The organism is Streptomyces sp. NPDC086835, assembly GCF_044745705.1.
Classification (GTDB): Bacteria; Actinomycetota; Actinomycetes; order Streptomycetales; family Streptomycetaceae; genus Streptomyces.
Genome location: NZ_JBIVAU010000008.1, coordinates 355,768 through 370,124, shown reverse-complemented (window position 1 = coordinate 370,124; position 14,357 = coordinate 355,768). Strand labels below are relative to the sequence as shown.

The window sequence follows — 14,357 nt, the reverse complement described above, 5'->3', positions numbered from 1 at the left end:
AGCGGTGTGCTGCGATGCCTGTCGTTTCCGCTCCGGGGCCAGGGGCAGGCGGATGGGTGAGTGCCTACGAAAGGACCGACATGAGTGCCGGAGAGAAGGCCAAGGCCAAGACCGAACAGGTTGTCGGGAAGGCCGTCAGGAAGGTGGCCCACGCGGTGGGCAACGAGACCACCGCAGCCAAGGGAGCCGCGCTGGAGGCCCGTGGCAAGGCCCGGGACGTCAAGGAGAGGTCGAAGGACGGCTTCCGTCACTGACCACGCCACGTCGTGGGCGGAGCCGGTGCGAGGCCCGAGCAGGTTCCTGCATCCGGCGGTGCGCAGCTCGGCGCTGCAACGGCTCCCTTCTCGGCCTGCGCTTTGGCCTCCGCAGCAGGCGGGTGTCCCTGTGATGCGGTGACCGGGGCAGATCACCCCGACCCGCGCGGGTGAGCCGTTCGCACCGTGCACGGCAGCACCGGCTCCGCTGTAGGCGATTCCTCAGCGGGGCCGGTGCCGTGCGCCGGGTGCACCGGTGCGCCGGACGGGGCCGGCATCCCGTGTCTCCGGTCGGACTCGTCGGGGCGTCGTCGTTACTCGGCGCCGAGACCGGCGTCGTCGACCTCGTCCTTGCCCTCTGCCTTGAGGACCTTGTTGAGCGGTGCGAGGTCGTAGATGCCCTTCAGGTCGGGCTTCTCCAGCAGACCGGCCTTGACCGCGTGCTCTGCTTCGGTGCTGAGGGTGGAGGCCAGTGGATCGTCGAGGAAGGTGATGGACTTCCAGGCCGGGTCGATGACATCGGCGGGCAGAGCCTTGCCCGACTCCTTCTTCAGCGCCGCGTTCGCGGAAGCCTTCGCCTTCTCCGGGTTGGCGTTGATCCACTCGTTGGTCTTCACGGAGCCGCGCAGCACGGCCTCGACGACGTCAGGGTGCTCTTCGAGGAACGCCTGCCGGACGATGATGTTCGTGATGACGAACTTCTTGTCCGGCCACAGGTCGGCCTCGTCGAGCAGTACCGTCGCGCCCTCGGTGACCAGCTTGGACGCGGTCGGCTCCGGCACCCACGCGCCGTCGACGGAACCGGACTTGTAGGCGTCCGGGGTGATCTTGTTGTCGGTGCGGACGACGGAGACGTCGCCCTTGCCGCTCTGCGCGTCGACCTTCCAGCCCTTCTCCGCGATCCAGTTGAGGAACGCGACGTCCTGGGTGTTGCCGAGTTGCGGCGTGGCGATCTTCTTGCCCTTGAGGTCGTCGAGGGACTTGACCCTGTCCGGGTTCACGACGAGCTTCACGCCGCCGGAGGCGGAACCGCTGATGATGCGCAGGTTCGTGCCGTTCGACTTGGTGTAGCCGTTGATGGAGGGCGAGGGGCCGATCCAGCCGATGTCGATGGAGCCGGCGTTCAGCGCCTCGATCTCGGAGGGGCCGGCGTTGAAGGTGGACGCCTTGATCGTGGTGCCACCGAGCTCCTTCTGGAGCAGCCCTTCCTGCACGCCCACCAGAGCGGTGGCGTGCGTGAGGTTGGGGAAGTAGCCGATCTTCACTTCGTCGGCGGACAGCTTCTCGGCACCCGCCGCGACCTCGGTCCGCTTGCCGTCGTCGGTGGACTCGGAACCGTAGCCGCACGCGGTGAGCAGGAGGGGAAGCGCGGCTATGACGGCGATGGTGCGCAGGGCGGTGAGCGGTCTTGCGGCAGACACGACGGTGTCCTCTCACGAGAGGGTGGGCAGGGAGATACGAAGATGCAAGGCGTACTGCCTTCTCGGCACCCACCAGCACCCCCCTGCTCGGCCGTTGGCGGCAGGCATGCTGTCGCGGGCCGAGAAGTGGAAGGGGGAGTCGGCCAGGAGTGTCCGATCCGCCGACAGAAGTGGGGCGGCGGGGAGGCGGTACGGGTTCTGAGCGAGTCAGGTTCTGCGGCGTCAGAGGGGCCGACAGATGGCACTGGACGTACGGCCGAGGTCGATGTGACGACGCGAGGTCAGGAGGGGCAGCGACCGGTCTGTGCGGTCGAACGTTCGCATGGCCACCCCCGGTAGATCCCTAGTTTTCCTACCTGATTGCTAGGGATCGTGGCAGAAGGTGGCGTCCGCCCCAAGGGGTGGTTCGCATGATGGACGCCGCTATCTCACTTTTTGGGACCTGTGGCGATCGGCCCAGCGTGGTTCAGGGGTTGACCCAGGCGCTGGGAGCCTTGGCCAAGGCGGAGACATCGGCGGGCAGTTGGGCCGATGCGACATCGGCGAGCGTCACGCCCTCGAGGATCTCGCGCACGTTGGATCGCAACGCGATCCACAGGGGGAGCAGTGATTCGGCGGGGCCGGTGTAGGACAGCTCCGGGGGGCGGACCCCGCGCACCGACACCAGCGGTCCGTCCACCACGCGGATGACGTCGGCAATGCTGATGGCCCCGGCGGGCTTGGCCAATCGGTAGCCGCCGTTGCCGCCGCGCTGGCTGAGCACGAGGCCGCCCCGGCGCATGTCGTTGAGGATGCCTTCGAGGAATTTGTGCGGAATGTCCTGAGAGTCGGCGATGGCCTCGGCCTTCAGTGGCCCGTCATCCCCTGACGCGGCGAGCTGCAGCGCGGCACGTACCGCGTAGTCCGCCCTGGCTGAGATCCGCATGCGCACATTATCCCGTACGGCTTCGGTCGATGTCCGTCCCGGGGGCCGCCGGGCACGTGTTCCTGCCCGGCGGCCCCGGAGCTCAGGCCGTGGCGGGTGTGTAGTGGGCGGCGTCGTCGCCCTCGACGACGTGGCTGAGGGTGCCGTCGACAGCGGTGGGGACGTCGCCCGCGACAGTCACCTGGTGCAGCAGGCGCGGCAGGTCGCCGTAGTCGTCGGGGGCGTAGTGCCGGGTGATGCGGTTGTCGAAGAGGACGAGGTCGCCCGGCGTCCAGGCCATATTCTGAACCGCTCGACATGAGGTGAAGTGCGGCTTTCATAATTGCCTGGATTTCGGGCGCGTGGCGAATACCGCTCGTGCCGAGCCGGCCGGGAATTCGAGCGGCGTCGCACGGTCAGACGGGCAGGACGAACGGCGGGTGCGCACCGTTGAGGAAGTAGTCCCCGACATCGCGGAGCCGGTGGGCGACGGGCTCGTACAAGGTGTGGGTCCGGGCATTGCGCCAGAAGCGGTCGAAGCCCAGTCGCGAGGACGCGGAGCGGGTGCCGATGATGTCGAGAGCGCGGGCGGTCGACTCCTCCACAGCCCTGGAGGCCGCGGCTTCGGCCATGGCCACGAGCACCGAGATCTCCGCGTACTCGTCGTAGGTGAGGTCTTCGCCTCGTGCCAGTCCGCCGTGCACGGCTTCCCGTGCTTGATCGGCGAGCGCGGACGCGGAGCGGGTCAGGACAGTGAGTTCGCCGTAGACGGTCAGCACCTGCGGGTCCTGGGGGGAGCCGACCGGCCAGGCGGGGTGCCAGGGTGAGTTGCCCGCCCTGCTGTACTCACGGGCCTCGGCGAGCACTCCCTCAGCCATGCCGAGACGGAGCTGGACGGAGAGGAGACGCCCGATCGGCGATGCCAGCGCAGCCAAAGGTGACAGGACGTCCTCGTCCACGGACAGTGAGCCCAGTATGTCGTCGGCGGCGACCGGTACACGGTCGAACTCCACGCTGCCGCCGGCCGCGAGGCGCTGGCCGAACGTGTTGGCGTCACTGTCGATCGCCACGCCGTGGCGGGCGGGATCGACGACGACGGCGAGTGGCTCGCCGGTGCCGGCCCGTTCGGCCCGCACGGCGAGACGGTCGGCGACCAGGACCCCGGTGGCGTAACTCTGCCGTCCGTCGAGCACGAAGCCGGCGGCCGTCCTGGCCAGCGTCAGAGGCAGTTCCTGACGGGCGAAGCCACCGCCCCAGCACCACTGCTCCATCGCCGACTTCTGCTGGAGCTGAGCGGCGGGAGAGGAGGGCTCGGTGAAGAACCGGGCGCTCCACGACAGGAAGTAGTGACAGCCGAGCAGTTGACCGATCGCGCCGTCGGCCGCGGCGATGTCCCGGACGACGGCGTACGCCGTGGGCCAGTCCGCCCCGCCTCCCCCGAGTTCCGTGGGTACGAGAAGCGTCAGCAGTCCCGACTCGCGCAGCCGGGACACTTCATCGAACGGGACCTTGCCTGCCTGCTCCCTGGCCACCGCGTCCGTGGCCAGGTCGTCCGCCGTCTCGCGGGCCACGCGCAGCCAGTGTGCACGGTCGGGCCCGTTCCGGTCGGATTCCGCGGCGGGGCCGGACGGCGCAGTGGCAACGCCCATGGTCGTGGTCTCCTCAAGGTCGGTGGCAGGGCGCGGTGTCGGGGCCCTCCAACTGGTCGGGCACGTACTTGTAGCCCACGCGCCGCACGGTGACGATCCGGTGCCGGTGAGCCGTGCCGAGCTTGCGGCGCAGGCGCGCGATGTGGACGTCCACCGTGCGACCGTCGCCGATGTGGTGGTAGCCCCAGATGCCGGCCAGCAACTGCTCGCGGGAATGCACATGGTGGGGATGGAGTACGAGATGGGCCAGCAGCCCGAACTCCAAGTAGGTGAGGTCGAGTTCGCGTCCGTCCACCTCGGCGACATGTCGCGCGGGATCGATGCGGACGCCACCGCCTCCCGCTCCCGTCCGGTGCACGGGAGGAGAGTCCGTGTAGGCGATCGGCCGGATCTCCGGCCGTGTCACGTCCTTGGCGAAGAGCTGCGCCGGGTCGGTGCCCTCGGGGACGAGCACGAGATAGCCGACGAGGGGCGCGGAATCGTTTCCTTCGTCGCCGTCCTGAGCGGTGGTGCCCACGAGGCGGAGACGGCGCATGTCGGGGAGTGGGGAATCCGATGGAGTGGCCTGGTCCGGAAGTGCCGTGGTCATGGCGGGCGTCCTTCAGAGGTGCGTCGGGCATCAGGCGCGGTGGGTGGGCAGCCTGATGACCTGGGAGGAAAGAGAAGGAGCGGAGTGGCACGCGCAACGTGTGAGCCGCGTGCCTTACAGGCGACAGCAGGCGGCGCTGACGACGTGACCAAAGTCGACATGCCGACGACGAACGAGTCGCTGCTGCGTGTGGGCCATGGGCATCATCCTGCGCACCTGCTGGGCGGGCCGTCAATGCTTCCCTAGTAAATCGATGGGAAATGTAGGGAATGCGGCACCGCAGGTGGGTCACCGCCGACCACCGTGCGGGTCTCGGGCGCGGTCGCCCTCTGCAACCGGGCGCGAAGTGCGGTCAGATGGGACCTGAGCCCCTGAAGCGGTGTGGGCGGGAGTGGGCGGGCGGAGCTGCGGCGTCGTAGCGCCCGACGTAGAACTTCCCCCGCTGAGAACGGTGGTGACGGTGATGAGCCCGACTGCGTTTCCTGCCGACGGCGTGTCGGCGGACAGTGGCGATACTGGGCGAACGTTCGAACGATCGGGGGCTGAAGTGGCGGGGTCGGCGGAGCTGTACGGGCTGGCCGTCGGCCTGATGATCGCGGTGGTGACCGCACCCGTGGGGGTCTCGGGCGCGGTTTTCCTGCTGCCTGTGCAGCTGAGCGTGTTCGGCGTGCCCAGTCCGGCTGTCACCCCGACCAACCTGTTGTTCAACGTGGTGGCCGGGCCTGGCGCCCTGCTGCGCTACCGCCGTGCCGGCCTGCTGAACAGCCCGCTGACCCGGCGCCTGGTGATCGGCACCCTGCCCGGCGTGGCCATCGGCGCAGTGGTGCGGGTCTTCGCCGTCCCCGGCCCCACCGCCTTCCGCCTGCTCGTCGCCGGATTGCTGATGCCACTGGGCCTGTGGCTGGTCGCCCGCACCCTCCGTGCTGCCCGGCCCGCCCCGGCGACGGAGCCCTCACCTCGCACCATCACCGGCCTCGCTCTGGCCGTCGGCATCGTCGGAGGGATCTACGGCATCGGCGGCGGCTCCATCCTCGGCCCCGTCCTGGTCGGCCGAGGCATGCCCGTGAGCCAGGTCGCCCCCGCCGCCCTCGCCTCCACGTTCGTCACGTCCGTGGCCGGTGCCGCGGCCTTCGCGCTGCTGTCCCTGACCGGCTCCGGTGACGTCGCCCCCGACTGGTCCCTCGGACTGGCCTGCGGCTTGGGCGGGCTGATCGGCGGTTACCTCGGGGCGTACCTGCAACCCCGTCTGCCAGAGACCGCCCTGCGCCTGCTGCTCGGCGCCCTGGCCACGGCCTTCGGGGCGCTCTATGCCGTTCAGTCACTGCGATGACACAACGGTCCGGTTCCGGAATCGAGAAGGCTCTGGACTGCGTCCGTACGAGGTAACCGACCTCGAACAGGGCACGCCGTGGTGATCACGGGCCCGCCGCCGGGCCATCGTGGTGCGGCAAGCTGATGGCGCTACGGACGGGGTACGCGGATGCCGGAATCGGACCAAGCCATGAGCCGACGCAGTCTGCTCGTCGCCGGTGGGGTGGTGGCGACCACCGTCGCCACCACGGGCGGGTCCCATGCTCTGGCCAGGGGGGAAGCGGTGATGCGGGGCTCGGGGCGCGGTGATGACGTCGGCCGGGCGCGGATCGACGTCCACCACCATTTCACTGCTCCGGCATGGGTGGACTGGGCCGACCGTGAGGGCTTGGTGCGGCGGCAGGAGCTGCCGTGGTGGGCGCGATGGGATCTGGACTCCACCCTGGCGCTGATGGACCGGGTGGGAATCGCAACCGCGGTCCTCAATCCGACCATGCAGGACCGGTACCGCTCCGCGGCGCAGGCCAGGGAAGGTCTCACCGTCGTCTTCGAGGCGCTGACCGACTTGATGGCCGCACACCCGGGCCGTTTCGCCATCCTCGGTCCTGCCGTCCTGGACCATCCCGAAGTAACGCCGTGGGCTCTCCGACGCGCCTTCGACGTCGGTGCCGTCGGAGTCAGCGTGAAAGCCAACTACAACGGCATCTACCTCGGTGATCCCTCCTACGACCGCTTTCTCGCCGAACTCGACGAACGCGCCGCGGTCCTTTTCACCCACCCGCTCGACCTTCCGGGCGGACCACCCGGAGTGCCCACCGTCCCCGGAATTCCGAACTTCATGTGCGATTTCCTGCTCGATACCACGCGTGCCGCCGTGAACCTGATCCGTACCAGGGCACTCGACCGCTACCCGCACCTGTCAGTCGTCCTGCCGCACGCCGGCGGCTTCCTCCCTCAGATCGCCACCCGCATGAAGGCCTTCGGCGACTTCTGCGACCCACCCCTGGATGCTGCCCGTGTCCAGGACCATCTGTGCCGCTTCTACTACGACACGGCCGGCCCGTCGGCCCCCTCGGGCACTCTGGTGGCCACCGCCGGTGGCGACCGGATCCTCTTCGGCACCGACTGGCCGGCCGCCTCCGCCGACATCATCACCGACTTCACGGTGCCGGCCATCGAGACCGACCCTGTCTTCACCGACCGCCAACGTCGCGGTATCTACCGCGACAACGCGCTCCGCCTCATGCCCGCACTGAGGCGCGCCTAGTGTCCGCAGCGAACCTGCGGCCCTCGCCTTGGGCGCAGGCCCGGAACGGCTGGACCGGTACCCGGGCCGGCGTTCGGCGGTGAGGGGCGTCGGGGTGGCCCGTGACCGCTTGGCCCGCCCGGCCGGTGCGTGGTGGCTCCTGACGTGCAGTCAAGTCGGCCGAAGCGCGGCTCAGCCGGCGGCCCGTGAAATGTCCAGGGACCGGGCGAAGTCGGTGACCGTGCGGAAGTCGTCCCCGCGCAGACCGATCCGCGGGTCGACGTGGTGCAGCAGCCCACGTCCGCGGTGGTGGGCGGTCACGTACGCCTGGTCCAGATCGCTCTGTTCGTCGTCCACCCAGGCGAAGGGACGGCCGTCGGCGTAGTCCACCAAGGGACCGGTCTTCCAGTGGACACCGTCGGGGCGGTCCTGGAACAAGGCGTCGCCGAAGTCGACGAAGGGGAGTTCGGGGAGGCCGAGCACCGGGGCGATCCACCGGTCGGCCTTGTCCATCCAGGTGGTGGCCCAGCAGAGTTCGTAGCCGAGCCTGAGCAGGGCTCGCCCGTGCTCGGGATAGAGCCGGACCCGCAACGGTCGCCGCCGGGCCGAGAGTCCGGCCTGATCCTCGGGGCTCCCGCTGTCCCGGGGCACTCGGAGCGTGGTGTAACCGTCGGGGCGCTTCTCCGGCTTGGCCGCACAGGGGTTGAGCGGCCCGTCGACGTCCAGGAACAGCAGTGGTCGGTTCACGATCCCCCGGTCCTGATCGGTGTCGGCTGCGCCGTGGAAGCGTAGCTGCACAGACGGTTCCGGCGTCGTGGCCCGGTCGGGGTTTCCGCGACGCCCCGGCCTTCGGCCGAACCGTCGCCCAGCCTCAGCCCTGGTCCGGCTTTCGGCTGTCGTGCCCCAAGGAGCCGCTGGATTCCAGCCATGATCGGGCCGGCTCCGCCGCACGGGACGTGTCCACCGTGAGCTCGAGGCGGGTTCCGCCCTCGCTGCCCGCGGGATAGCTGCGCTGCTCGGTGGCGGCGAAGGAACGCCGGAGAACCTCCGCGACCCGCCTGGCGACCTCTGGGGACTCGGCGACGATGTGAACCTCGGCGTGTGAGGTCGAGGGTGCTTCCTGGGACTCCATGGCGACCTCGCTGTGCGACGGGACCAAAGCGCCGATCACTCTACTCCGGCGGGTTCCCCACGGCTCCTGACCACGGCCGACGGCGCTCCGCAGGACGTGGACCGAGGGCTCCCGTCCACGGCATGCGGCGCTCCGCAGGACGTGGACCGAGGAGTACCGTGGAACCCACTCCCCAAAGGCAGGCGAGCGCGATGTCCGACGAAGGTTCCGAGCCCGGCCGCTCGACCGTGCAGCGATTGCTGCCGGACGCCGTGCATGAGGCCGTCAGGCCCGGCACGGTGGTCGTACGGCTGGAGACGACGGACGACCGGGAGGGCGTGCTCGACGGGGCATGGTGGCCGCGGTCCCGCGACATCGCCGCCGAGCTTCCAGCCCTGATCGCGTCGCTCTCCCAGCACTGGGGCCCGGTCACCCGTGTCGGTCTGGACGCCGACGCCTGGGAGGGGCTGCCGACGCGGATGATCGTGGACGATCGCGTCGTGCACATCGACTCGTTCCCGGTCGGCGACGACACCGTCCTCGTCACTCGTGGAGAGCAGGATCATTTCTCCCTCCTCGTGGTCCCGCCGCACGCCACCGTTGACGCGGCACGCGCCGCCATGGCCGAAAGTGTCCGCTTCCACAACCCCACGCAGGCCGCGCAGATCCTCATCGACACCGGAACGGAACACTCCGGCGGCGCGGAGAGAGGATCGCCGGACCGCTCGTGAGTGACCGGGAGGCCGCGGCGGTCACCCCATCGAGTGACTCGGCTCGCCCACATGTCCCCCTCCCGGACCTGTGCGGGAGTGGTGCGAGGACCACTCGGCCGTCGTCCGTTCGGACCATACGGACGATGCGAGGAGTACGCTCATCGCACCGAGGATATTTTTGAGCACTTGCTTCCGTGCCTGTGTCGTTTTCGGTGATCGAATACGCTGGGCCGGTTCCGACCGGCCCGGGGCAGGGCTCGCGTCATGACTGTGCCCATTTCCCGCCCGCCGGCCTCCGAAGGCCTGCACTCCTCCACCTCTCCGCGCCTGTCGCTCGCCCCCGCCGGTTCCGCACCGGCTCTGCTGGACGGCGCGTGGTGGCCGCACTCCCGCGATCTCGATGCCGAGCTGCCCGCTCTGGTGGCGGTGCTCGATCCGCTGTGGGGGCGGATCACCCGGATCACGGTGAATCCCGACCAGTGGCCGGTGGTGCCGCGCAAGGTGCCCGCCGCAGGGCGTGTGGTGAAGGTGGGCTGGTTCCGGAACGAGCAGGATCCGCACGAACTGCTGCTGCTCTCGTACCAGGTGGGCCGCTGGAACCTCATGGTGGTGCCACCGGAGACGGATCCCGTCCAGGCCGCGTGGCTGATGGAAGCCGCGAGCGACCCGCGGAGAACCGCGACCGCGAGCCGGTTGATCGAGGAGGCGGCGCAGACGCGGACGAGCGCCGCGACCGACCCGACCGCGGAAGCGGTCCGGGACTCCGGGCGGGGGCGCGCGGCCCGGGTCCAGGCCGTGCCTTCACGGACCCGAGGTGTCGCGCCGTGACGCCGAGCCGGCCGGAGTGGGCCTGAGGGCCACGGACGCCGTCGGGGGCGCCGCGTCTCCGAGCGGCCCTTCGAACGAGGAGCCATGCCCCCTCCGCAACTGAGCGTCCACCGCCACGGCGGCGGCCCGCGAGCTCTGATATCCCTCGTGGGAGAGATCGATCTGGCCACGGCCCCGATCGTGCGCACCGCGCTCGCACGATGTCTCCACGACGGTGCCCGCACCATCGACGTCGACCTCTTAGCAGTGACGTTCTGTGACGTCAGCGGGCTGAACGCCTTCCTCGCCGTGTCCGCACTCGCCCAGGAGTCCGGAACGGAGCTGCGCCTGCACCGTCCTCCGCAGTCCTTGGTCCGCGTCATCGAGGTCACCGGCTGCGGCTTCCTGCTCCACTCCGACCGCCCCGCTCACGCACCGCCCCACCACGCCGGCACTGCCGCGGCCGGAGAGCCGTCGTCCCCACCGGAGCGGTCCGGCTCCGCGGGCGGCAAAGGCCCACACCGGCCCCGGTGAGGCAGAGCACGCCTGTTCCGGGGCGCGGACGCCCCGGAACGCGTCGGCGAGGCGCGGCAGGGACGGAAGGACACAGGTTTCGCCACGCGGGGCGGGTCCGGAACACCGCCTGCGGTGCCGCCGCCGGGCAGACTCGACGGAGCAGCGCACACGGTGGTCGAAGCGATGGCAGGCGAGGCGCACATGGTGTCCGCGAAGGCCGACGGAACCTACGTCCTCGGCAAGGAGGGCGCATGAGGCACGCGCGTATCGCCACCGACGTCGTGATCGTCGGAGGTGGGGCGGCGGGGCTGTCACTCGCCCACGCGCTGACGGCGCCCGGCTCCGCCCGCCCCGTCCCGGTGGCGCTGGTGAACACCCCGAGGCCGTCGCTGCGTCCGGCGGAGCGCACCTGGTGCTACTGGCAGGAGGGCCGCGGCGACTTCGACGACGCTCTGGTCGCGAGCTGGCGGCGGCTGCGCGTCCGTGGCCGGGACGGTGAGGTCGTCGAGGGCGAACTCGGGAGACTGCGCTACCGGATGCTCCGTTCGGACACCTTCGAAACCCTGGTCGGATCGCGACTGGCCGCGCTTCCTCACGTAAGGCTGGTGGAGGCGACGGCGGAGACGGTGCGCAACGTGGCCGGCGGCGCGGAAGCCCTGTGCGTCACGGCGCAAGGGGACCGCATCACAGTCCAGGGCCGGCACCTGTTCGACTCCCGCCCTGCCCGGTCGCTGCCCCCGGCCCGCAGCACCCTGTTGCAGCACTTCAGAGGCTGGTTCGTCCGCACCGCGGCTCCGGCCTTCGACGACGAGGTCGTGGAGCTGATGGACTTCCGGGTTCCTCAGCCCGCCCGGGGGCTCGCGTTCGGATACGTCCTCCCGCTCGGCCCGAGGGACGCGCTCGTCGAATACACCCAGTTCTCCAGGACCCCGCTGTCGCGACCGGAGTACGAGGCGGCCCTCGAGCAGTACACCCGCGACATCCTGCGCCTCGGGCCGTTCGAGGTGCGCTCCGTCGAAGCGGGGGTCATCCCCATGACGGACGCGCGGTTCGCCCGCCGCGTCGGCCCCGCCGTGCACCGCATCGGCGCCGTGGGAGGTGCCACGAGGCCGGCGACCGGCTACACGTTCTCCGCCGTCCAGAGGCAGAGCAAGGCCGTCGCCGCCGCGCTGCGCGACGGCAAGGAGGTCCGGCTGCCGGCCCCCCACGGGCGCCGCGCCCTGGCCATGGACGCCGTGATGCTGCGCGCCCTGGACTCCGGACGCGTCAACGGCCCCGACTTCTTCACCCGGTTGTTCCGGCGCATGCCCGTCGAACGGGTGCTGCGCTTCCTCGACGGCCGCAGCGCGCTGTGGGAGGACGTGCTCCTCGGCTTCGCCACACCCGTCGGCCCCATGCTCCGTACCGCGGTGGAACTGCCTTTCCTGCCGCGGAAGCCCTTCCCCCTCACACGCGAAGAGAGCACCGGATGACGCTGATGCGCGATGCGGATCTGGCAGAGGCATTCGACCACGCCGCCCCTGGGTACGACCGTCTCGTCGGCCTCAACGCCGGCTACCACGCGGACCTCAGACGGTCGGCGCGGCGGCTTCGCCTGCCCGGCGGCGGCGCGGGCCGGCACATCCTCGACATCGGCTGCGGTACGGGAGCCTCGACGGCGGCCCTCCTGCGAGCCGCCCCGCTCGCCCGGATCACCGCCGTCGACGCCTCCGCCGGCATGCTCGAACGGGCGGCGGCCAAAAGCTGGCCCCCCGGTGTGACCTTCGTGCACTCGCCGGTGGAGCGCCTGGCCGCCGCCGGTGTCACGGGGCCCTTCGACGCGGTCTTCGCCGGCTACCTCTTCCGTAACGTGTCCGACCCCGACGCCGTGCTGGCCGCGGTCCACTCGGCTCTGCGCCCCGGCGGCAGACTCGCGGTGCACGAATACTCCCTGAGCGGGTCGGCCGGACACCGGGCTCTCTGGTCGGCCGTGTGCCGGGCGGTCATCATCCCGGCCGGCACTGTCACCGGAGACAGGGACCTGTACCGCTACCTCCACCGCAGCGTGCTGGAGTTCGACACCGTGCCCGCCTTCGCGGCCCGGCTCGACGCCGCCGGATTCAAGGACGTCCGCGTGTTGCCGGTCCCCGGATGGCAGACCGGCATCGTCCACACGTTCCTGGGCCGTCGCGCCGAAAGCGGCCCGGGGCGCCGGAAGGCAGGGGCCCGGTGACCCGCTTCGGCGGCCGCGGCGGGGCGGCTCCCCGCCGGGGGCGGGACCGGAAGGCGCAGGTACTGGCGGCGGCGCCGGGCCTGCGCCGGGTCCACGGACCGGCGCCGCGGGCAGCGGTCGTCGGAGCCGGTATTGCCGGTTTGGCAGCCGCGACGGCGCTGGCCGAAAGAGGCGTCAGGGTCACACTCCACGAGCGCGGAGCCGGCCTCGGCGGCCGTCTCGCAGGCTGGCGGACCGAGCTCGCCGACGGCAGCCGGGTGACGATGAGCCGCGGCTTTCACGCCTTCTTCCGCCAGTACTACAACCTGCGCGGCCTGCTCCGCCGTGCGGACCCCTCGCTCTCCGCCCTCCGCCCGCTGCCGGACTACCCCTTGCGCCACCGCTCCGGGCTCACCGACAGCTTCGCCCACGTACCCCGCACACCACCCTGGAGCGCGGTCGGGTTCGCCGCACTCAGCCCGACCTTCGGGTGGCGGGACCTCGCCGCCATGCGGCCGAGGGCCGCCCTCCCGCTTTTCGACGTCCGCGTGCCCGAGGTGTACGAGCGGTTCGACACCGTCGGTGCCCAGGACTTCCTTCAAGCGGTCGGCTTCCCCCCGGCGGCGCACCACCTCGCGTTCGAGGTGTTCTCCCGCAGCTTCTTCTCCGACCCACGGGAACTGTCCGCGGCCGAACTGCTGCTGATGTTCCACATCTACTTCCTCGGCTCCTCGGAGGGACTGCTCTTCGACGTGCCCGACGAGCCGTTCCCGCAAGCGCTCTGGGAGCCGCTGGGCCGTTACCTCGAACGCTCGGGTGTGGACATCCGGACCGGCTCGCCCGTCCACTCCGTCCGTCCGTCGGGCGGCACGGTGCTGAGCGTCGACGCCGACGGCACCTCCACCGAGTACGACGCCGTGGTGCTCGCTCTGGACGTGACGGGCCTCAAGCGACTCATCGAGGCGTCGCCGGGACTGGGGAACGAGGCGTGGCGGGCCGGGATCGCGGCCCAGCGGACCGCGCCGCCCTTCCTGGTGTCCCGGCTGTGGCTCGACCGTCCCGTGGGCCGGTCCCGGCCCGGTTTCCTCGGCACGAGCGGCTTCGACGGCCTGGACAACGTGAGCGTGCTGGACCGCTGGGAGGGGGAGGCGGGCCGCTGGGCGCGGCGCACCGGCGGCGCTGTCGTGGAGCTGCACGGTTACGCGGTCGACGAGTCGGCCGACCGTCACGCCGTCGAACGGAAACTGCTGCGGCAACTTCACGAGGTCTATCCGGAGACCGCTGGGGCCCGGGTCGTCGACGCCCGGCACGAATGGCGTGCGGACTGCCCGCTGTTCTCCGTCAAGGGCTACCCGTCCCGCCCGACGGTGAGCACTCCCCACCCCGCTCTGACGATGGCCGGCGACCTGGTCCGCACCGACCTCCCGGTCGCTCTCATGGAGCGTGCCGCCACCACCGGGTTCCTCGCCGCCAACTCGCTGCTGTCCCGCTGGGGTGCGGCCGGTCACCCGCTGTGGACGGTGCCTCGCAGGGGACGTTCGCGACTGCTTCGGGGTATGTCCGCCCGGTTCGCGGACATCGACTGAGCCACTGGTCCGAGGGGAGCCGGCCGGTTGCCGGACCGGCCCCCGGCCGGGCGACCGGA

At 70.7% G+C, this 14,357-nt stretch carries 16 protein-coding genes and 1 pseudogene; 9 read left to right on the top strand and 8 right to left on the bottom strand.

Annotated elements, in window-relative coordinates; translation table 11 throughout:
• Positions 1 to 80 precede the first annotated feature (80 nt).
• Entirely contained in the window at positions 81 to 254 is a 174-nt protein-coding gene (locus ACIPJI_RS25810; protein WP_402249111.1) for a hypothetical protein, read from the top strand.
• 314 nt (positions 255 to 568) lie between these two features.
• On the opposite strand, the gene ACIPJI_RS25805 is transcribed toward ACIPJI_RS25810, so the two are convergent.
• From ACIPJI_RS25805 to ACIPJI_RS25780, 6 genes and pseudogenes are all read right to left on the bottom strand, one after another.
• A complete protein-coding gene (locus ACIPJI_RS25805; protein WP_402249109.1) occupies positions 569 to 1,675 on the bottom strand; it encodes an aliphatic sulfonate ABC transporter substrate-binding protein in 1,107 nt (368 codons plus the stop codon).
• A 222-nt stretch (positions 1,676 to 1,897) separates the two neighbouring features.
• The gene (locus ACIPJI_RS25800; RefSeq protein WP_356621950.1) at positions 1,898 to 1,999 is read right to left on the bottom strand and encodes a putative leader peptide; all 102 of its coding nucleotides are present in this window, start codon (positions 1,997 to 1,999) and stop codon (positions 1,898 to 1,900) included.
• 142 nt (positions 2,000 to 2,141) lie between these two features.
• Complete coding sequence (locus ACIPJI_RS25795) at positions 2,142 to 2,600, bottom strand: RrF2 family transcriptional regulator (RefSeq protein WP_402249107.1); 459 nt, start codon at positions 2,598 to 2,600, stop codon at positions 2,142 to 2,144.
• A gap of 82 nt (positions 2,601 to 2,682) precedes the next feature.
• Positions 2,683 to 2,877 (bottom strand): annotated as a pseudogene (locus ACIPJI_RS25790) (TauD/TfdA family dioxygenase); the annotation flags it as partial.
• A gap of 118 nt (positions 2,878 to 2,995) precedes the next feature.
• Positions 2,996 to 4,228 (bottom strand): acyl-CoA dehydrogenase family protein, encoded by a 1,233-nt coding sequence (locus tag ACIPJI_RS25785; protein ID WP_402249105.1) that lies wholly within the window; start codon positions 4,226 to 4,228, stop codon positions 2,996 to 2,998.
• Positions 4,229 to 4,241: 13 nt separating this feature from the next.
• A complete protein-coding gene (locus ACIPJI_RS25780) occupies positions 4,242 to 4,817 on the bottom strand; it encodes a winged helix-turn-helix domain-containing protein (protein ID WP_402249104.1) in 576 nt (191 codons plus the stop codon).
• Positions 4,818 to 5,364: 547 nt separating this feature from the next.
• Here ACIPJI_RS25780 and ACIPJI_RS25775 point away from each other — a divergent pair.
• Positions 5,365 to 6,147, top strand: a complete 783-nt coding sequence (locus ACIPJI_RS25775) for a TSUP family transporter (RefSeq protein ID WP_402249102.1) — start codon at positions 5,365 to 5,367, stop codon at positions 6,145 to 6,147.
• A 171-nt stretch (positions 6,148 to 6,318) separates the two neighbouring features.
• Positions 6,319 to 7,395, top strand: coding sequence for an amidohydrolase family protein (locus tag ACIPJI_RS25770; protein ID WP_356621917.1), 1,077 nt, complete (start codon positions 6,319 to 6,321; stop codon positions 7,393 to 7,395).
• 171 nt (positions 7,396 to 7,566) lie between these two features.
• Here ACIPJI_RS25770 and ACIPJI_RS25765 read toward each other — a convergent pair whose 3' ends face one another.
• Positions 7,567 to 8,121: a hypothetical protein gene (locus ACIPJI_RS25765; protein ID WP_402249100.1), complete on the bottom strand. Its 555-nt coding sequence runs from the start codon at positions 8,119 to 8,121 to the stop codon at positions 7,567 to 7,569.
• A 124-nt stretch (positions 8,122 to 8,245) separates the two neighbouring features.
• A complete protein-coding gene (locus tag ACIPJI_RS25760) occupies positions 8,246 to 8,506 on the bottom strand; it encodes a hypothetical protein (protein ID WP_356621951.1) in 261 nt (86 codons plus the stop codon).
• A 191-nt stretch (positions 8,507 to 8,697) separates the two neighbouring features.
• Here ACIPJI_RS25760 and ACIPJI_RS25755 point away from each other — a divergent pair, with 191 nt between their 5' ends.
• The 6 genes from ACIPJI_RS25755 (at position 8,698) to ACIPJI_RS25730 (ending at position 14,298) form a co-directional block, all read left to right on the top strand.
• On the top strand, positions 8,698 to 9,216 hold the full coding sequence (locus tag ACIPJI_RS25755) for a DUF5994 family protein (protein WP_356621919.1): 519 nt from the start codon (positions 8,698 to 8,700) through the stop codon (positions 9,214 to 9,216).
• A 246-nt stretch (positions 9,217 to 9,462) separates the two neighbouring features.
• Positions 9,463 to 10,026: a DUF5994 family protein gene (locus tag ACIPJI_RS25750; RefSeq protein WP_402249099.1), complete on the top strand. Its 564-nt coding sequence runs from the start codon at positions 9,463 to 9,465 to the stop codon at positions 10,024 to 10,026.
• A gap of 84 nt (positions 10,027 to 10,110) precedes the next feature.
• Entirely contained in the window at positions 10,111 to 10,539 is a 429-nt protein-coding gene (locus tag ACIPJI_RS25745; RefSeq protein WP_402249097.1) for an STAS domain-containing protein, read from the top strand.
• A gap of 233 nt (positions 10,540 to 10,772) precedes the next feature.
• Positions 10,773 to 11,993, top strand: coding sequence for a lycopene cyclase family protein (locus ACIPJI_RS25740; RefSeq protein ID WP_402249095.1), 1,221 nt, complete (start codon positions 10,773 to 10,775; stop codon positions 11,991 to 11,993).
• On the top strand, positions 11,990 to 12,733 hold the full coding sequence (locus tag ACIPJI_RS25735; protein ID WP_402249094.1) for a class I SAM-dependent methyltransferase: 744 nt from the start codon (positions 11,990 to 11,992) through the stop codon (positions 12,731 to 12,733). The genes ACIPJI_RS25740 and ACIPJI_RS25735 overlap by 4 nt, the downstream gene beginning before the upstream one ends.
• The gene (locus ACIPJI_RS25730; protein ID WP_402249092.1) at positions 12,730 to 14,298 is read left to right on the top strand and encodes an FAD-dependent oxidoreductase; all 1,569 of its coding nucleotides are present in this window, start codon (positions 12,730 to 12,732) and stop codon (positions 14,296 to 14,298) included. The genes ACIPJI_RS25735 and ACIPJI_RS25730 overlap by 4 nt, the downstream gene beginning before the upstream one ends.
• Positions 14,299 to 14,357 lie beyond the last annotated feature (59 nt).